The organism is Pseudomonas sp. W15Feb34, from assembly GCF_023127765.1.
Lineage (GTDB): Bacteria > Pseudomonadota > Gammaproteobacteria > Pseudomonadales > Pseudomonadaceae > Aquipseudomonas > Aquipseudomonas synxantha_A.
In genome coordinates, this window is sequence record NZ_SPKN01000053.1 from 124,262 (window position 1) to 143,410 (window position 19,149).

The 19,149-nt window shown below is 56.0% G+C and carries 10 protein-coding genes; 4 read left to right on the forward strand and 6 right to left on the reverse strand.

From position 1 onward, the window contains the following. Positions 1 to 17: 17 nt before the first annotated feature. From E4O97_RS26805 to E4O97_RS26815, 3 genes are all read left to right on the forward strand, one after another. Positions 18 to 1,076: a tetratricopeptide repeat protein gene (locus E4O97_RS26805; RefSeq protein WP_078821360.1), complete on the forward strand. Its 1,059-nt coding sequence runs from the start codon at positions 18 to 20 to the stop codon at positions 1,074 to 1,076. A gap of 132 nt (positions 1,077 to 1,208) precedes the next feature. Continuing rightward, positions 1,209 to 2,711 carry an ATPase domain-containing protein gene (locus tag E4O97_RS26810; RefSeq protein ID WP_078821359.1) on the forward strand — a complete coding sequence of 501 codons (1,503 nt, stop codon included), beginning with the start codon at positions 1,209 to 1,211 and terminating at the stop codon, positions 2,709 to 2,711. 71 nt (positions 2,712 to 2,782) lie between these two features. Beyond that, positions 2,783 to 4,378: an ATP-binding protein gene (locus E4O97_RS26815; RefSeq protein ID WP_228309906.1), complete on the forward strand. Its 1,596-nt coding sequence runs from the start codon at positions 2,783 to 2,785 to the stop codon at positions 4,376 to 4,378. A 55-nt stretch (positions 4,379 to 4,433) separates the two neighbouring features. On the opposite strand, the gene E4O97_RS26820 is transcribed toward E4O97_RS26815, so the two are convergent. The 6 genes from E4O97_RS26820 to E4O97_RS26845 form a co-directional block, all read right to left on the reverse strand. Further along, positions 4,434 to 8,273, reverse strand: a complete 3,840-nt coding sequence (locus E4O97_RS26820; protein WP_216091392.1) for a hypothetical protein — start codon at positions 8,271 to 8,273, stop codon at positions 4,434 to 4,436. Between the two features lie 361 nt (positions 8,274 to 8,634). Next, positions 8,635 to 9,012 carry a response regulator gene (locus E4O97_RS26825; RefSeq protein ID WP_005788286.1) on the reverse strand — a complete coding sequence of 126 codons (378 nt, stop codon included), beginning with the start codon at positions 9,010 to 9,012 and terminating at the stop codon, positions 8,635 to 8,637. 78 nt (positions 9,013 to 9,090) lie between these two features. Then, complete coding sequence (locus E4O97_RS26830; RefSeq protein WP_078821356.1) at positions 9,091 to 10,284, reverse strand: hybrid sensor histidine kinase/response regulator; 1,194 nt, start codon at positions 10,282 to 10,284, stop codon at positions 9,091 to 9,093. Next, positions 10,278 to 10,877: a chemotaxis protein CheB gene (locus E4O97_RS26835; protein WP_005788283.1), complete on the reverse strand. Its 600-nt coding sequence runs from the start codon at positions 10,875 to 10,877 to the stop codon at positions 10,278 to 10,280. The genes E4O97_RS26830 and E4O97_RS26835 overlap by 7 nt, the downstream gene beginning before the upstream one ends. Beyond that, positions 10,874 to 11,689 carry a protein-glutamate O-methyltransferase CheR gene (locus E4O97_RS26840; protein ID WP_005788281.1) on the reverse strand — a complete coding sequence of 272 codons (816 nt, stop codon included), beginning with the start codon at positions 11,687 to 11,689 and terminating at the stop codon, positions 10,874 to 10,876. The genes E4O97_RS26835 and E4O97_RS26840 overlap by 4 nt, the downstream gene beginning before the upstream one ends. 15 nt (positions 11,690 to 11,704) lie before the next feature. Beyond that, the gene (locus tag E4O97_RS26845; protein ID WP_248132245.1) at positions 11,705 to 15,202 is read right to left on the reverse strand and encodes a response regulator; all 3,498 of its coding nucleotides are present in this window, start codon (positions 15,200 to 15,202) and stop codon (positions 11,705 to 11,707) included. Positions 15,203 to 15,466: 264 nt separating this feature from the next. On the opposite strand from E4O97_RS26845, the gene E4O97_RS26850 reads away from it, so the two are divergent. Continuing rightward, the gene (locus E4O97_RS26850; protein WP_248162769.1) at positions 15,467 to 19,078 is read left to right on the forward strand and encodes a hypothetical protein; all 3,612 of its coding nucleotides are present in this window, start codon (positions 15,467 to 15,469) and stop codon (positions 19,076 to 19,078) included. The last annotated feature ends 71 nt before the right edge of the window (positions 19,079 to 19,149 follow it).

The window sequence follows — 19,149 nt, forward strand, 5'->3', positions numbered from 1 at the left end:
AGCTTTCGGACGCCCGCATGTCAAAGTCACGCCGTAACTCCATCATCGGCCTGTGCGCCCTGTTGTTGATCGTGTCGATCACTTGGTTTTTCTCTCGTCCCCCTCAAGTCACCGTGGCGCCCGCCATTGCCCACGGTTATTCCAAGGCGTTGAAACAGGCCCAAAACGGTGAGCCGGGCGCTGCGCGCGTGTTGTACCAACAGTTGGGACGGCCTGATCTGTCGCCTGAGCGCCGTGCCGCCCTGCACGCCCAATTGCCCAATTACCCCAGCCCCCAAGCGCTGAAGCTGGCGGATAAAGACCTGGCCGATGAATCTGCAATGGTTCGCGAAGCGGCGATCCACAGCATCGTCGGCCTGGTACCTAGCGGCCAGCGCACCCTGTTGCTCGGTCCGGTACTGGATGATCCCGAACAGGCTGTGCGCTTTGCTGCGGCCAATGCCCTGCTCGGTCTGTCGCCGGACACCCTGGGCTTGTATTTCGGCCCCTTGCAGCAGGTACTCGACGAGTTTGTGAAAACCCTCAAGGCCCAGCCCGAAACCGCGCAAGGCTGGATCCAACTGGCGCGCCTGTACATCCACAGCGCGATGCTGGCACCGGCGCAAGACGCTCTGGAACAGGCAATGCGCCTGGAGCCGGACAATCTGCAAGCAGGCGTGGCGCAAATCGAACTGCTGGACAAGCAAGGCAAGAGCGAGGAGTCGCGCCAACTGTTGGCGCAGCAATTGGCGGCGCATCCGGAGTCGGCCTACCTGCAACACGCCTTGGGCATGTGGTTGCTGCACCACGGCGAGCGCCCCTATGCCTTGCTCGGCCTGTCCAAGGCGGTGGAGCTTGAGCCGGACAACCAGGATTATCGCTTTGACCTGGCCACCACACTGCACGACCAGGATGAACTGGAGGCGGCCCAGCGCCAGTTGGAAGAGATCGTTCAGCGCCACCCGGCCAATCGCAAAGCACGTGTACTGCTGGTCAATTACTGGAAAGAGAGCGGCCAATTGCAGAACGTCCAGGTGCTGCTGGCACAGTTGGAGCAGCAGAACCCGGATGATCCAGCCTTACAGCAAGGCCTGTAGGAACGAGCTTGCGCGCTCCTACACGACTGCAATTCTTAAGAAACGTTGAACCGCCACATGCCGATACGGTCAAGTGAATATGGCGCGCCCCTTCGGCGTGCACCCAACTTGTACGTGACCTGAGGGCACTTCTTGTCTACATCCAATGCGCTTTTAAGTGAAAAGGCGGCCACCGGCATCGAAGGTCTTGATGACATTCTTTCCGGCGGGCTATCACGTAGCCATTTGTTTCTCCTTGAAGGTGAGCCGGGCACCGGTAAAACCACCGTCGCCCTGCACTTTTTGCAGGCAGGGGCGAAAAACGGTGAAAAATCGCTGTATATCACCTTGTCAGAAACCGAGCGGGAACTGCGCCAAGGTGCCAAGTCCCACGGTTGGGACCTGGACGACAATATCCATATCTTCGAATTGACCCCGCCCGAAAGCTTGCTCAATGCAGAGCATCAGCAGAGCTTGCTGTATTCCTCCGACTTGGAGCTGGGCGAAGCCACTCGGCAGATTTTCGAAGTGGTGGAACGCGTCAAACCGACCCGCGTGGTAGTCGACAGCCTGTCGGAGATCCGTCTGCTGGCGCAAAGCTCGCTGCGCTATCGCCGGCAAATCCTGGCGATCAAGCACTACTTCGTGCGTTATGACGCCACGGTGCTGCTGCTCGATGACCTGACCACCGAGTCTCTCGACAAAACCGTGCACAGCGTGGCTCACGGCGTCATCCGCCTGGAAGAGTTGACCCCTGACTACGGCGCCGAACGCCGTCGTGTGCGAGTCGTGAAGTACCGCGGGCAGAAATACCGGGGCGGCTTCCACGACTTCACCATCATGGGCGACGGTGTACATGTGTTCCCGCGTCTGGTAGCGGCCGAGCACCGTGGTGGCTATGTACGGCAAACCATGAGCAGCGGCATTGCCGAACTGGATGCCTTGATGGGCGGCGGTGTCGAGACCGGCTCCAGCAGTCTGATCCTCGGTCCGGCCGGTACCGGCAAATCCTTGATCTCGATGATTTTTGCCGCCGCCGCCGTAGAGCGCGGAGAAAAGGCCGCACTGTTCATCTTTGACGAAGAGATGGGATTGCTGTTCGAGCGCATGAAGAACATGGGTATTGACCTGGAGGCTATGCAAGCTACCGGCAATCTGTTGATCGAACAGGTGGACGCGGCCGAGTTGTCCCCGGGTGAGTTCTCCCATCGGGTACGACGTTGTGTGGACGAACGCGGCATCAAGACGGTGGTAATTGACAGCATCAATGGTTATCAAGCGGCGATGCCGGAAGAAAATGCACTGATCCTGCATATGCACGAACTGCTGCTCTATCTCAACCGCCGCGGCGCTGCGACCTTTATGACCGTTGCCCAGCACGGCCTGGTCGGCGATATGCAAACCCCGGTAGACATCACCTACCTGGCCGACACCGTTATCCTGCTGCGTTATTTCGAAGCACTGGGCAAGGTCCGCCGCGCGATTTCCATTATCAAGAAACGCACGGGTTCCCACGAGTCGACCATACGTGAGTACCGTATCAGCAGTCGCGGCATGACCGTAGGCCAACCACTGGATAATTTCCAGGGCGTGTTGCGCGGCATTCCGACCTACATGGGCGCCGGTTCACCCCTGCTCAAGGAAGAGGACGTGTGACCCCGCCTCCTTCTGCCTTCGAACGAGCCATCATCCTTGCGCCCCTGGGGCGAGACAGCTCACTCGCGCTGATGATGCTCAATGAAGCCGGTTACCAAGGTGTGGTTGCCGGCAGTCTTGAGGATTTGTGCGCAGCGCTGAACGAGGGTGCCGGCCTGCTCATCATTGCGGCTGAAGCCTTGCGTGGCGTGAACCTGGAACCTTTGCTGGAGTTCCTGCACCGACAGCCGGCCTGGTCGGACCTGCCCATTGTGTTGATGACCCATCACGGCGGCAGTGAACAAAATGGCTCTTCACACTTGAGCGGGCTACTGGGCAACGTCACGTTCCTTGAGCGCCCATTCCATCCTGTGACGCTTATCAGTCTGGTCAGTACTGCACTGCGCGGTCGTCGACGCCAATACGAAGCGCGCGACCGGCTGATCGACTTGAGCCAGAGCGAACTGCGTTTGCAGCGCACCCTGGAAACCCTCGAACAGCAAGTGGAAGAACGCACTGCGCAACTGCGCAACAACGAAGAAGCGTTGCGCCAATCGCAGAAAATGGAAGCCGTCGGCCAGTTGACCGGCGGTATCGCCCATGACTTCAACAATATGCTCACCGGCATTATCGGCAGCCTGGAATTGCTGCGCAGGCGCGTGTCCCGCGGCAAGCTGGATGACCTGGACAGCCTGATCGACCTGGGCGTGACCTCCGCCAACCGTGCGGCCAGCCTTACCCACCGACTGTTGGCGTTCTCCCGTCGACAATCGCTGGATTCCAAACCCGTGCAGATCAATCAGTTGGTCATTTCCATGGGCGAGTTGCTGCAACGCAGCATCAACGAAAGTATCAGCTTGGACATGCGCTTGAGCGAGGTGTTGTGGACAGCCGAAGCCGACCCGAACCAACTCGAAAGCGCCCTGCTCAACCTGGTAATCAATGCACGCGACGCGATGCCCACGGGGGGCACGCTCAGGGTGGAAACCACCAATCGCCACCTCGACAGTGTCTTCACCGCCGCCTACGGCTCCCTGACACCGGGCGATTACGTAGAGCTGAGTGTCAGCGACAACGGTTGCGGCATACCGCAACACTTGATGGGCCGTGTGTTCGATCCGTTTTTCACCACCAAACCCATCGGCCAGGGCACCGGGCTGGGGCTGTCAATGATCTATGGCTTCGCTCGCCAGTCTCGTGGGCATGTGACCATCCACAGCGAAGTCAACAAAGGCACCACGGTCAGCTTGTTCCTACCGCGTTTTATCGGCGAGCCCCAAGCCCAGGAACCGCTCAATCCGACTTTGCTACCGTTTGCCAATGCAGGGGAAACGGTGTTGATCGTCGAGGATGACCCCGCAGTACGGGTGCTGGTCAGCGCCGTGCTCAAGGAACTGGGTTATGGGTTTATCGAGGCTGAGGACGCGAATACGGCGGTGCCAATCATTGAGTCCGAACAACGCATTGACCTGATGATCAGCGATGTCGGGTTACCCGGTATGAATGGCCGGCAATTGGCGGAAATCGGCCGGCAAATTCGACCTGAACTCAAGGTGTTGTTCATTACAGGCTATGCCGAACACGCAGCGGTGCGCGGTGGTTTCCTGGACCCAGGGATGCAGTTGATCACCAAGCCGTTTACGTTTGATTTATTAACGGCCACAGTACGGGAGATGATTCGGGAGTAAGGGCCTTTATCAGAACTGACAGCCCTTTCGCTGTGACGAAGGGGCTGATCATGTTTTAGCTTGCCTTAAACTTTACTGGGCGATAATAAAAGGGTATTTCCTTTCCAGACCGAGAGCCGCTAATTCCTTTAGAGCTGGTTTTACTTGTGCCAAGAGATAAATTCAGCTGAAGCTGATTGTAGATCCTCTGGTTAATATCAGCGGTTGAAGCTCCGGGACTTGTCAGGTTTATATCTGCCTTTAAAGCATCAACATGTTCAGGCACGACATACGCACGAACAGGCCCTTGAAACGCCTTGACATCACGCTTTATTAATTTCCCAAACTGACTCCCAAAAGAATTGGCAGAACCATTGGCTGAGTGACACATCAACAAGCGTACATTGTTGAACTTTTCAGGGCTAATACCCGAAGCGCGAAGATGCTCCAGCAGATCAGCGGGCGTGTTCTTCTTACCATTAAAAAACATACTCATTGGCTCATCAGTGAGAAGTTGTTTAAAGTTCGGATTGACGCCATGGGCACAGATATTAAGCCTCTCCACGCCTTTATATTTATCCACATAGCAAAAAATACCATCGCCGAGCACCTTGAAGTCCTTGATTTCGCGCCCTAAATGTATTGCGCGATCATTGGCCAGGCTTTTTTCCAGGTGATTGGTTTTTTTTCTGCGGCGTACCACTTCACCGACGCCATCTGCAACATCATCTGCAACGCCCAAGCTGTCCTCAAAATACCTGGCGGTTTCAGGGGTGAAGTTTTCCAGGGGTTTGCCATAGACTTTGTTTTTGGTTACATCATAAGGTGACCATCTGCCAGTCGCCTCATCGAACTTCGCAGCGACGTTCGATATTGGCTCGCCGTTGAGCGGTTTATAAGTACCTATTGCAATATCGTGTCTATTGGAGAGCTTAAGTAAGTCGACACTGTCGGAGGATCCTGTCAACCTGCCGAACCACTGACGGCCTGTGGATACCAGTTTCCCCCCACCGTTTGTTGTCGACCTAAGCAAGTTACCCACGCCAGCTGTCGATTTGCCAGCAGTCAGGAACTTTCCGAAGTGGCTTGACCCCGCACGAGATGCTCCACTAACCGGCTTTCCTAGCCCTGCGGTGGCGGCGTATAACACGATATCAAAAATGATATCCGCAGCTGCATCTTTGTAATTGCCGTGTGCCAAATTCCACACGGCAGACCCTCCGGGGATTAAACCCAGGATCAGGTTACGAAAAAACGTCTGTTTTTCTTTTTCTTGATCAAACGTTGTTACTTCGCGAGTGGAGGCCTTCACCTCCTCCATGCCGTAGGATCTTATAATGTTTTTAGAGAGCAGCATGCCCAAAAAATTACTTCGGTCACTGGAAAATGAATCAGGTAGGAAATCTTCGTTCTCTGGGGCTCCCCGCCTAGTGGCGGCGTCATCAGAGGCCGGATGTTTTCGAATGGTATCAACGGTGAATTGTTTGCCAAGACCGCCGTACTGGATTTCAGTCTCTGGACCTTGAGGCCCCTCATGGAAGGTGTCCTTCCAATCGTCTCGTTTTCGTATCGCCTTGCGTTGAGGATCAAACTCATAGTAAGTCTCGACACCGTTACGAACGGTTTTAATAATCAGTGACCTGTCTTCTTTAGGCCGTGAAAAACCGTTGGAATAGTGTAGAGTTCCCGCACGGCCTGCGATTGTTTCCGTACGCGTTGTCTGACCTTTTTCATAAAACTCCAAATCGCCCCATTCGATGTTTTTGCGGTCTTCCAGAGGCAAGTTGGAAATAAGCTTTTTTGTCACTGTACTCCAGGCCTGCGACAAATCCTCGGCGTACTGATCGAACACCTCGCTGTGTTTTGTTATCGGATCCGGCAACGTTAAAAGTTTATTGATGACTGTTTCAGTAATCTTGGGGTTGGTGGAGTACCAACCCACCGTCAACCCTGCCTTCTTCGCCAGATAAAGGTCCAGCAATGAATAACTGCCTTCAGGATCTAATGTAAGCGATGGAGTTAACCTGTAGCCATCCGTCCGAGTGACGTGGCTACGGATACTCTTTTCTTCAAACGGCATGTCCTCACCGAAGTGCGCCTTGAGCTCGGCCAGTGCTATAGAACGCTGCGTCGGGGGTGAGGACGTCAATACGTCAGCGGCGCTCAATATCTGCTGTTGCTCCTGACTGAATGCCTTCTGGGTTTCTTCCAGCTGTTGAGCTGTATGCTCCTTTGTTATCGAGAGCTTGCCATGAGCTTTGCCCCATTCGCGGAGCCCAGGCAAGGCCGTCAGCGTTTGAATCTCTTGCTCATGGTCTGTAATAGGCTCAATAGCGTCGAAATTAACAATTTCGCTAAAGCTCATGCGTGTCGCGGCACCCGGGCTGGTTGCTTCGAGCCGGCCTACCGCTGCCTTGAGCTTGAGCCAGTTAGCTGAGAGATAGGTCACGTCTTCGGGAATGTCTTTGACACATAGCTCTGGTGCGGCACGACTCAGTAGAAGCATTGCTGCAACTGGCGCGGCCTCTGGTGTGGTTTTGTTGGTCTGCACCAGATGATCGATCAGCCCTTGTTTGATGACGGACAAGGGCTGGTGATTGAACTCGGGCGCGGTGAGATTAAACCCGGCAATGTGATCGGGTTTTGCCTCAACCAGACTTTGTGAGTCCAGTGTCACAGCCAATACCGTCAACAATACTTCCCGTGGTGTGGAGTGTTGCGCCACCTCCCCCATTCGCTTTTTCAGCTCCGTGCCTAATTTTTGGCCCACACCGCTGTTGAGGATCCATTCTACGGTGGCGACTGGATCCCCTTGATCGAGTACGGCGCGGGGGACCTGCTTTACCAATGCCCCCAACACATCAGCGCTGCCAAGCCGAGCGTCGCTGCTCAAGCCAGGCAATGGCGGCTGGTTGTCAATGACTATGCGCACCAGTTCAGACTGGTCCTCGGCGGACATTGGCGTGGGCCATGCCAATGCGCCGGCAAAGTTTCCGTCGGTTGTTTGAGGCAATGCAGGGGAGCCCAGAACATGGATCAGATTTTTCAGTTCGTCCACATTATTTGGCACGTACCAGCCGTTTGCATGAAGCAGGTCTTGCAGACTGGCGTCGGGCTGTTGAGTGTCTTCTCGGTAGGATGAGTCTGGGTGGGCCGAGACCCGTGTATCGGCCAGATACCCGGCAAGGAACTGAGGATGGACGTGGTTGAATTTCTTCAGTTTTTCAAGCAACGCGAATTTGTTGGCGCTATCGCCTAGCTCGCGCTTTTGCTGTTCCAGTATCTCGGGCGATTGAGCGCCAAGATCGACATAAGTCTCAGCTCCCAACACATCGAATTCCTGATTATGTTCAAGCTGCGTGGCTCGGGCGAGCACTTCTTCTTTTCTGTAAGGCAGCAGTACCTCACCATAAAATCGAGCAACCAGAATCAACGGCGCCAGCGCTGGGCGGGTTGGCGCGTCGACGGTGGAAGACCCCAACGCTTTCGCGGCCACCATGATCGGGCCCGTAGCCTCCCGCCAGCCGGGGCCTTGTTCCGAACCGCGCAATTCAGTACGTTCGCCATTGATCGTAACGGTCAGCACGTCACTGTGAGGGTTGATGGTGATGGCTTGTGAGGTATCGATATTCTTCGATTTCGCCCATTCCAGGAAAACCGGGCTATGGGTAGCGTTGTACAGTTGCTGCCACCATGCGCCAAACCGCGAGTCATTAGGAATATTGTCAATTGTTTCATCGCCCGTGTTTGTCTGCGTTGCTTGGCGTATGGCACTCGCATAAAGCTCCAACAGCCGCCTATCGCCAGTTTCCCCGGTGGCTTGGGCTTGTTGTATGGGCGCCTCGATAGAAAGCGGGTACGAGTTCATTACCGGATCAGACAGGCGGTTGCTTGAGGAAATATTGGATAGGGTCATGGGTCAACCTTCTGAAAGACAAATTAATAAAGTCAGTGATGAATGTGGCTCATCGCCGACGAGATTAATGGGCTGAATCTGTCAGAAGGTTCCGATCAGGATATATAAAGCAACGATATTTCGACGCCGCCTTGGCAAAAGGCCGTCATGACAGGCTGAAATATACTTTCGTTATGTCATCCGACATTGTTACCACTTTCCTCGCTTAAAAAACCAAGATCGATATGAATGTTGCCACTACCTTTTTGCTTGAGTCAGCCTTTCACCGGGTGAGCAGAGTTGCCCAACCTGAAGTTATTACTCCATCGGCTGATGTTGGACTCATCCGCGAGGATTTTCCCTCGCGGTGGAGGACGTGTACTTATGCAAGCAAACGCTGGATATGCTCTTGCAACGTATCCAAATCAAACGGCTTGGCGAGGATAGGTGCATTGCGCGTGATCGGGCTGTTGCAGTCGAGGATTTCCTGCGGGTAGCCGCTGATAAAAATCACTTTCAATTCCGGTCGCAGCTTGAGCGCCGGCTCGGCAATCTGCACCCCGGAAATCCCGCCAGGCAGGCGATAATCGGTGACCATCAGGTCCAGGTGCGGCTTGGTCGCTAGGATTTCAAAGGCCTGCTCCCCATCGATTGCCTTCAAGACCCGGTAGCCCAAACCTGCCAGGTATTCACCCAGCACAAACATAATGGATTCGTCATCCTCGACGATCAGTACGACATCTTGCGCATCTTCACTCATGGGAAGCCTTTGTCCGGTCAATTGCTGCAGTTACGACCATGGGGTCACGCAGAGGTTGCGTTGAGCTGACGATTGATTTCACGCAGCCGCCTCAAGGGGCAGGCACACCCGAAACAGGGCGCCCTCGCCTATCTGGCTCTCGACCTCAATGGTGCCGCCATGGGCGGCAACAATCTGCTCGGAAATAAACAGCCCCAGGCCCAGGCCAGCGGCGGCATGGTTGGCAGAAACCCGTTCGAACTGCTGAAAAATGCGCTTCTGGTTGGCTTCACTGATACCAATGCCACGGTCGCGTACTTCAACGCGCGCCTCGCCATGCTCGGTATACACCCGCACATCCACCGGGCTTTTAGCCCCGTAGCGCAGGGCATTGGTCAGCAGGTTGGTAATCACCTGCTCGATACGAAACTCATCCCAGTTGCCTTCCACAGCCTCGTCGGCCACCAACTGCATCGACGACTCGGCAGCGGCGACCTGTGGTTCGAAGTTATGTACGAGGTTGCGCACCAGTTGCGCCAGATCAAAACGCGCCGGGCGTATGGACAGCTTGCCGGTGCGGATGCGCGACACATCGAGCATGTCTTCGATCAGGCGGATCAGGCTTTTGATCTGCCGCTCATCGCGGTCGACCATCGCATGCATCTTGTCCAGGGTAAACGCGGCGGCGTTGTCACGGGCCAGGTGCATCTTGCGCAGCTGGGTCTCCAGAATCAGCCCGTTCAGAGGCGTACGCACTTCGTGGGCGACAATCGACATGAAGTCGTCTCGCATACGCACCGCCTGCTCCAGCTCGGCCTGTGTAGCTTGCAGGCGCGTGAGCAACAGCTCCTGCTCGCGGCGGCTGCGCTCTAGTTCCTCGACTTGCAGCTTCATCGCCTTGCTCTGGCGATACAGGTCGACGAACACATTGACCTTGCTCTTGACCGCGTGGATGTCCAGCGGCTTGTGCAGGAAGTCCACCGCCCCGCTTTCATAGCCCTTGAAGGCATAGTTGAGTTCGCGGCCGGCGGCGCTGACGAACACAATGGGAATGTTCTTGGTCTTTTCGGTGCCGCGCATCAGTTCGGCCAGTTCGAAACCGTTCATGCCGGGCATCTGCACGTCGAGAATCGCCATGGCGAATTCGTGTTCCAGCAACAAGGACAACGCCTCGTCGGCACTCAATGCCTTGAAGACCTGGCGATCCTCGCGCTTGATCAGCGCTTCAAGGGCCAGCAGGTTTTCCGGCAGATCGTCGACGATCAGCAGTTTGGCCTGGACAGTACTTAACATGGGAAGGGTTCCAGGGAAGCCAGCAATGAGCCGATCTGGCTCAAGGAAAGAATATGGTCAGGTGTATGCAAGGCCAGGGCCGCCAGGGGCATCACGGCGATCCGTGCCTGCTTGGGATCCTGCACGATGGTGGTGCCGCCGGATTGCTTGACGTGGGCCAGCCCCTGCGCGCCGTCCTGGTTGGCGCCGGTCAACAGGATCGCCAGCAGGCGCGGCCCATACACATCGGCAGCCGAGGCAAACAGGTAGTCGATGGCGGGCCGTGAGTGGTGCACACGGTCTTCCTGGCTCAGGGACAGGCTGCGGTCATGTTCCACCGACAAGTGATAACCAGGCCCGGCAAAATACAAGGTGCCCGCCTCGACCGCCTCTTTGTCCCGGGCTTCCTTGACCGGAATGCTCAGGCGCCGCGCAAAGACTTCTGCCAACTGGCTGCGACGCTCATCCGGCAGGTGCAGCACGGCGATGATCGGCAGGCTGAAGGTCACAGGCAGCTCACCAAAAATGCTCAGCAAGGCCTCAACGCCGCCGGCGGAAGCGCCGACAACGATAGCTTCAATCCCACGCATCGGGGGGTCATGCGCCTCGCTCATGATTTTCGGTAGATCCGTTCCTGTTTGACCAAGGGTTCGAATTGCTTGCTGTAGGCAGAAAAATCCAGGGTTTCCTTGCTGCCCAAGACGAGAAAGCCACGATGACACAGCGACTCATGAAACAATCCGAATGCTCGATCCTGCAACTTTTTATTGAAGTAAATCAATACGTTACGACATGAAATTAATTGTGTTTCTGAGAATACACTGTCGGTCGCCAAGCTGTGGTCGGCGAAGGTCACGTTCTCGCGCAGCGTCTTGTCGAAGATCGCATAATCGTAGGCTGCGGTGTAATAGTCGGCAAATGAACGCTGCCCACCTGCCTGCTGATAATTGGCTGTGTAGGCGCGAACGTTCTCAAGGGAGAAGATGCCCTGCTTGGCTTTCTCCAGCGATGCCGGATTGATGTCCGTGGCGTAGATGATCGTGCGCTCCAGCAACCCCTCTTCGCGCAACAGGATGGCCATGGAGTATACCTCCTCGCCCGTGCTGCAGCCGGCGATCCAGATCTTGATCGACGGGTAGGTCTTGAGCAGCGGTACCACTTCCTGGCGGATGGCCAGGAAGTGCGACGGGTCGCGAAACATTTCGCTCACCGGGATCGTCAAGAATTGCAGCAACTGCATGAACGCTGCCGGGTCGTGCAGCACTCGCTCCTGCAGCGCCGAAATGGTCGCGCAGTCGAACTGGCGCAAGGCGTGGGCCACGCGCCGTTTGACCGACGCACCGGAGTAGTCACGAAAGTCGTAGCTGTACTTGAGGTAAATCGCCTCAATCAACAGGCGCAGCTCAATGTCGCTGCTTTTGTCCAAAAAACACTGCTCCACTTAAATACGTTCCATCTTCGGTAGCCATACGCGAATCAGCGAGAACAGACGGTCCAGGTCAATCGGCTTGGCCAGATAGTCGTTGGACCCGGCCGCCAGGCAGCGTTCCTGATCGTCTTTCATGGCCTTGGCCGTGACCGCAATGATCGGCAGTTTTTTCCAGCGCGGGTCCTGGCGGATCAAGGCCGTGGCCTCGTAACCGTCCATCTCGGGCATCATGACGTCCATCAATACCAGGTCGACATCCTCGACTTCGTTGAGCTTGTCGATAGCTTCGCGTCCGTTACGTCCGATAACCACTACGGCGCCCTTGTGCTCCAGGGCGCTGGTCAGGGCGAAGATATTGCGTACATCATCGTCCACCAGCAGGATCTTGCGCCCCTCGAAGACCTTGTCGCGGCTGCGGGCAGTCTTGAGCATCTTCTGGCGGTCATGGGACAGCTGGGATTCGACTTTGTGCAGAAAGAGTGTGACTTCATCCAGCAGGCGTTCAGGTGAGCGTGCACCCTTGATAATGATCGAGCGGGAATACTTGCGCAGCTCAGCTTCTTCATCGCGGGTCAGGTTACGCCCGGTATAGACGATTACCGGCGGGAACGAGCAGATGTCTTCGGTGGCCATGCGTTTGAGCAGCTCATTGCCGAGCATATCCGGCAACTTGAGGTCGATGATCATGCAGTCGTAGATGTTGTTGCGCAGCAGGTCGAGGGCTTCCTGGGCAAAGCCTACGGCGGTGATCTCGATGTCATCGTCGCCGATCAGGCGGGCAATGCTGTCACGTTGCAGATCATCGTCCTCTACCAGGAGCACGCGCTTGACCTTCTGGGTCAGCTTGGCTTCCAGGCGGGCGAACACGTCCTTGAGCTCTTCACGAGTGGTGGGTTTGACCGCATAGCCGATGGCGCCCATGTGCATGGCAGCTTCGACGCGGTCTTCCACGGAAATCACGTGCACGGGGATGTGGCGGGTGTTGGCGTGCTCTTTGAGACGCTGCAGCACGGTCAGCCCGGAATGGTCTGGCAGGCGCATGTCCAGAAGGATCGCGTCCGGGATGTATTCCTCGGCAAGGCTGTAGCCTTCGTCGGCGCCGTGGGCGACCAGGCAGTGGTAGCCCAGCTCATGGGCCAGGTCGAACAGGATGCGCGCGAAGTTGGGTTCGTCTTCCACCACCAGGATGCAGCGGGTGCTGAAAGGGGCCTTTTCACGGTCATCGGCAAAACGTGGGATCTGCTGGGTATCAGTGACTGGCAGCGCAGAAATCTTCACCGGCGCAGGGTTTGGCGCGACCACGGCTTGGCGCGGTTGCTCGATAGGTGCTGCATCTTCCTCACGCTCCACGTACTGCTCCGGCAATACCAGCGTGAAAATGCTGCCTTTGCCTGTTTCGCTGGTCACGCTGATGTAGCCGCCGAGCAACGCCGCCAGGTCGCGGGAAATGGACAGGCCCAGGCCGGTGCCGCCATAACGGCGATTAGTGGTGCCATCAGCCTGGCGGAAGGCTTCGAAGATGCTTTCCTGCTGGTCCAGGGCGATACCGATGCCAGAGTCGCGCACGGTAAAGGCAATGCCCTCCCCTGGCGCCCTGGAGACCGTCAGGCTGACCTCACCCTGTTCGGTGAACTTGATGGCGTTGGACAACAAGTTCTTGAGGATCTGCTCCAGACGCTGCCGGTCGGTAAACAGCAAAGTCGGTGCACCCTCCTGCACGTCCACCTCAAAGCCCAGCTTGCGATCTGCCGCCAGCGGCTCGAACATGCCCCGCAAGCCGTCGACAAGGCGTACCACACTGGAGTTCTCCGGGCGCACTTCCAGCTTGCCGGCTTCAACCTTGGAAATATCCAGAATGTCGTTGATCAGGTTGAGCAAGTCGTTGCCGGCCGAATAGATCGACTCGGCAAACTTGACCTGCTCGGCGCTGAGGTTTTCCTGGGGGTTTTCTGCCAGCAACTTGGCCAGGATCAACGAGCTGTTCAGTGGGGTGCGCAGCTCGTGGGACATGTTGGCGAGGAACTCGGACTTGTATTTGCTGGAGCGTTGCAACTCATCGGCGCGGTCTTCGAGCTCCAGTTGGGCCTGGTTGAGCTGGATATTCTTGCGATCCATGGCGTCGCGCTGCTCGGCCAGGGTCTGGGTCTGCGCGGCCAGTTGCTCGTTGGTCTGCTCAAGCTCGGCCTGCTGGGTTTCCAGGTGGGCCTGGGATTCCTTGAGGATACGCGACTGTTCTTCCAGCTCTTCGTTGGCGGTCTTGAGTTCTTCCTGCTGCACTTGCAGCTCTTCGTTGAGCTGTTGGGTTTCGGCCAGTACTTCCTGCAAGCGCTGGCGATAGCGGGCGGCTTCGATAGAGGTGCCGATATTGCCGGCGATCAGTTCCAGCAGTTCGACATCGCGCTCATCCAGCGCACGCAGGAAGCCCAGTTCAACCACACCGTTGACGCGGTCTTCATCGCTGGTCGGCATCACCAGCACGCTGCGGGTAGCGCCTTCGCCCAGGCCGGAGCTGACCTTGAAGTAATCCACCGGCACATCGTCCAGGCGAATCAGGCGATCCAGCTGGGCGGCCTGCCCGACGATGCCTTCGTCGCTATAGATCGACTGCTCCTGCTGCTCTTGCTCGCGGGAGAACCCATAAGTGGCCACGCGCTTGAGGCCGCCGTGCTCATCGCGCACATACAAAGCGGCAACGGCCGAGCCCATGTACTGAGCGAAGAACTGCAGGATGTTGCGCCCGAGCATGTTCAGGGTCAGTTGGCCAAGCACCTGTTCAGCCAGTTCGGTCTGGCCATTGCGTAGCCAGGCTTGCTGTTCGAGGCGTCGCGCAATCTTCTGTTGTGACGCGAGGTTATTACTGTAACTGTCTGAAAGTGAAACTAAATTCTTTCTACCGATATAAGCAAGAAACCCACTCAGTCCCAGTACGAACACCAGGTACAGGGTGACGCTGAGCACCGTCGTGCGGGTGACCTCTTGGTTACGGGTGATGCGGAACTGCTGCTCCATCGCCACCGCGTCTTCGTACTCCCGGCGAATCTCGTCCGTCAGGCGTTTGCCACGGCCAGCCTTGACGGCGCCACGGTAGTCACCGTTCTGGCGCTGCATATCAATCATCGACTGGGCGTAGGTGTTCCACTCGTTCTGCAAGGCTTCCAGGCGTTTGAGGCGGTCGACCTGCTGGGGGTTGTCTGCCACCAGGTCTTGCAAATTACGCAGGTCGGCAATGATTCGCGGCTTGGCCACTTCATAAGGGTCGAGAAAATGCTCGTCACCGGAGATCAGAAAACCGCGCATGCCGGTCTCCAGGTCAACTGTCAGCTTGGACGTCTCATTGAGGTTATTGATGACCCGATCGGTGTGCTCCACCCACTGGATCACCGAAAGCAGATAGGTAATCAGGCAGACGAAAAATACCGCACTGAGCACCCCCACGCCCAAGGGTAAGGCCACGTTACGGCTCAACAGAGTACGAAAGCTCTTTTCATCGACGGACGACGTGGGAGTCATGGGGATGCCTTGGCCAAATGCGAAAAAGGGGGAGTTTGCCCGAACAACAAGGGTCAAGGCTATGTTTGTGCGTTGATTCGAAGCGATTGCCTACTCAATGCATGTCGAGTTTCGTGCGCAATCAGGTCTATTTCATTCGCCCATTTACATAGGTTCAAACAGAGCACGGAACGCACCTCGCTTGTTCTGACACTCATAAATGCGCCTCAGGAACACGGAAGACCTATTGGAAGGCGTCCTTTTTGACCCGCCAAGGCAGACCTAATGAGCATGACTTCTGTAGTAAACATCCCCGCCTCCCCTTTCTTCGTCAAAGCCGCTGAATTTGAAGCGCAAAGCACCTCAAGCGCGCCAGCAACGACCAATGCCCAACCCACTCCAGCAGTTCAAGCGCCGCCTCTCGCCACCCTGCGCAGACAACTGGCAGACCAGGAAAATGTGCGGAAAGTGGCTGAGCAACTTCAGAAGCTTGACCCCTCGGTGACTGGAAGTATTTCAAGAAGGATGAACGTTGATCTTCCGAAAACCTGGATTGATTTCGGGCTTTTGTCCTGGTTGAACAGAACCACTCTGGAACCTCACCCGGACTCATCCTACGCCTCGGCACAAACTACGCCGCCGACGCTGGCTACCGTCATTACCGACCTCGGCTTTGATCTGCCACGTCAAATCGATGACGCCAGGGCGCTGGCCCGTGTATTGGAGCAAAAAGCCGCGCAGTTCCCTCTGGGGAATCTCGGTGGAGCACTGTCCTGGCCAATACCGATGTCAGAGCAGGATAAGCAAAAGGTCTACCAGTTCATGTTCAGCCGCGACACTGGCTTATCCGACCTGCCGCTACCGGACGTTGACAAAGGTACGTTGACATACTTGCTGAACGGCAGTTCGGTGACGCAAAGCGACCTGCAAAATCCTGAAGCAGCGTTGCAGAAGTTGCTCGACGCCCCTAGGTCCCAGGAATTGGGACGAGCCCTGCAAGCGCACTTGGGTGGCGTCTCTTCAAGCACCAGTGTGTACGACTATATATTGGCCGCTATTCACACCGTACTGGACCCCTGGAGCATCAGCGGGGGGCAAGTCAGCAACAGAATAACCGATTTCGACCTGGCGGCCCCCGAGCACTGGGGGCAATCCGCCTCATCGGTACTTGAAAAGCTGAGTGCTCATCTGATCCAGAAAAACCGAGCGACACCCAACATCGTGAAACTGGTGATGCACCTCTTGTTGTCCCGGGCGGCCCCACAACTGCTCATCAAGGATATCCCTGCCAGGGTGACGTTCGGCAGTACCCTGTGGGTCCAGTTGACCATCGCCGCCGCCAAAATCGAAGCCCAGACGCCCGGCCGGGTTTCCGGCATGACGTATGCCGAAGTGCTGATTGCAGCAGAGTCCTTGCCGGCCAACACCCACGCCGTTCAAACGGCCCAGCGCGATGCCTTGATACTTTGGGGGATAACCCGAAACCTGCTGTCCCGCCATAACAGCGAACCTACACCTTCACAAATCGAACAGGTCAGGGTGGCTTACAACAACCATCTGAAATCGTTGACGGATATCTCTTCTTCCATACAGGTGCCTATTCCCAATCGCACGGAGATGGCGCTTGACTGCCTGAAAGCCGAGTTTCCCGACGTAGATCCGGCGGTTTTCGAAGCCCGAGTATTGGCCATGCGTTACACCGGAGACGGCCCTCTGCGCGGTGACCCGAGAATGCGCTCCATGCTCGATATTCTGCTGGAGGGGGAGCGTCTAGGGGAGAAATACGCATGGATCACCAACGACAAGCGGCTTCCGATCACTGCATTCAATCGCTTTGCACGCACCGAAGAGTGTGACATCACCGCAAACTTCATGGACCAATATGAAAAGGCTATAACGGCACAAAAGAAAGGCCACCATGGGATGGTCAAACATCTGATTGGCGAGCAGCCATTGGAAGATCGCAAAAACTTCGAATTCGGCAAACTTGAATACTTCTACAGCGATGAATACCGCAAAACAAAGGATGGCCACTTAGAGTTGGTCAAGCGTGATCGTACTCTATATGTGAAAACCACCCGAGAGGGCGTGGAAAATCTCTACCACATCAACACTAGCACCGGCAGTATCGAGAAAAAAAACGGGCTGATCTCAAATTTCCCTGGCCTGCTCACCCTAGAAAAAACCAATAAAGCCGGGGAACAACTCCACGCGATATCAAGGCCTTATCACCCTTTCACTAACTCGCCCGCCCCTGACTCTGCAGAAAAACCTGGCAGTGATGCGATTCCCAATAGCTTCGACTCCAGCCGAACCAATGCGATTGCCAGTTTCTACCTGGAAAAAATGGACCTCGACCGCAAGGAGTTGCTCAATTACGCCAAGAGCGTTACTTCCTTCGAGCATGATCGGATGGGCGATAGTCAGGTGGGTGAGTTCCTGCTCAATTTGATCCCATTTCGGCCTGCCGTTAACAACATTCGGCAAGGCAACTACGGCGAGGCGGTATCTGACCTGGCCTTCGATATCCTCGGATTCCTCACGTTTGGCGTGGGCAAAGCTGCGCAAGCCGGCAATGCCGCGCTCAAGGGCGTGCGGACCTTGAGTGCTGGCGCCAGGGCCGTGAAGACAGCAAAGCTCTTCGGTGCAATGGCAATTGATTCACTCAACGTACTCGGCGGTCTGGTCGGCGGGATAACCGGGGTTGGGACCGTGCTACATAAAATTGCGACCAAGGGGCTCGAATGCGTGAACATGCTCAAAGGCGCAACCGGTAGTTATGACCTGCTTAAAGCCGCCAGTAAACAGGAGGGCATCGTCGCAACCGGCACCTACAAGGTTACAGAGCAGACGGTCGAAGGCGGCGCTGTGTTTCGAGAGGGCAAGTGGTACGCCTATGACCCGATCACGCAGAAGCCTTACGGAGCTGCGCTGGTTGATTTCACACCTGCGACCGTTGCCGCCAATGGTCAGATAAACAGTAACTTTATTGACTGGATAGCCAGGTACGCCGCGCCCAATCCATCCACCAGTCGCGAGATATTCAGAGACACATTAGAGAGCGCCCAGAGAAATGATAGCGTTGCCTACATGCGAGGCTTTAACTCGGGCCGGGTCGAAGATGTCCCAGGCTACCACCCAACGATGAAGCAATCGGAGGTTAGGGATCTGGCAGTCACGAAGACCAATGATCCTGAGGCGGTAGGCACATTGGCCAAGGAAATACAGAAACGCATGGCGCACACTAGCCTTGAACATTACAAAGCTTTTCAAAATGAGATAGTTGCCCAAGGGGGTAAAGCCCACGCAATGCCGCAAAACCTCTACCTCAGCCAAACGGACCTGGCTTCTAATGGGGAGTGCGCAGCTATCGTGAATACCATGGCGCTGGCGATTCTGCACGGTCGCAGGGACCAGTTCATCAGTAACTTCATGAAAGCAGTTGGGAATGCTGACGACCCCAACGTAAAGGCTTTTCGTAAGCAACTGAACCAAATGCATCAGGTTCTGAGTAGTCAGTATCACGGTACGCAACCTTTCAGCCAATTGCCGTACACCGACATTATCGACAATCTCAGCAAGGCAACTCCTCCGACACTCTTGGCGATCAGTACCAAAGATCATGGGCTGCTCGCAGGCGTCACCCAGAACAAAAACAACGAGAAAGAATGGTTTTTCTTCAACCCCAACTTCGGGTTGGCGACGTTTGCGGATGAGGCCTCAATGCGCCGGGGGCTGGAGGTCTCTTTGAACAGTGGATGGGCCGCCGGCACGCTTAAACCCGTCGACGTTGCCAGCGGCGTACCAGAGTTCAACGTCAGTTATTTCAACGAACAGAGCTTTGTCAACACCGTGCCGTACAACGAGCCCTATCCGCTGATCACCGCAAATCTTTGACCTTCGTTTGAATCACTTGCGTCAATGGCATGGTTGCGCAGTGCCATTGACGTTCTTCCCTTTGTTCCCGC

What these genes read in the sequence shown, in the direction of transcription:
- E4O97_RS26830 (WP_078821356.1), bottom strand. Translation starts at nt 10,284, where the DNA reads ATGTTAAGTACTGTCCAGGCCAAACTGCTGATCGTCGACGATCTGCCG.
- E4O97_RS26825 (WP_005788286.1), bottom strand. Translation starts at nt 9,012, where the DNA reads ATGAGTGAAGATGCGCAAGATGTCGTACTGATCGTCGAGGATGACGAA.
- E4O97_RS26820 (WP_216091392.1), bottom strand. Translation starts at nt 8,273, where the DNA reads ATGACCCTATCCAATATTTCCTCAAGCAACCGCCTGTCTGATCCGGTA.
- E4O97_RS26805 (WP_078821360.1), top strand. Translation starts at nt 18, where the DNA reads ATGTCAAAGTCACGCCGTAACTCCATCATCGGCCTGTGCGCCCTGTTG.
- E4O97_RS26815 (WP_228309906.1), top strand. Translation starts at nt 2,783, where the DNA reads ATGATGCTCAATGAAGCCGGTTACCAAGGTGTGGTTGCCGGCAGTCTT.
- E4O97_RS26845 (WP_248132245.1), bottom strand. Translation starts at nt 15,202, where the DNA reads ATGACTCCCACGTCGTCCGTCGATGAAAAGAGCTTTCGTACTCTGTTG.
- E4O97_RS26850 (WP_248162769.1), top strand. Translation starts at nt 15,467, where the DNA reads ATGAGCATGACTTCTGTAGTAAACATCCCCGCCTCCCCTTTCTTCGTC.
- E4O97_RS26835 (WP_005788283.1), bottom strand. Translation starts at nt 10,877, where the DNA reads ATGAGCGAGGCGCATGACCCCCCGATGCGTGGGATTGAAGCTATCGTT.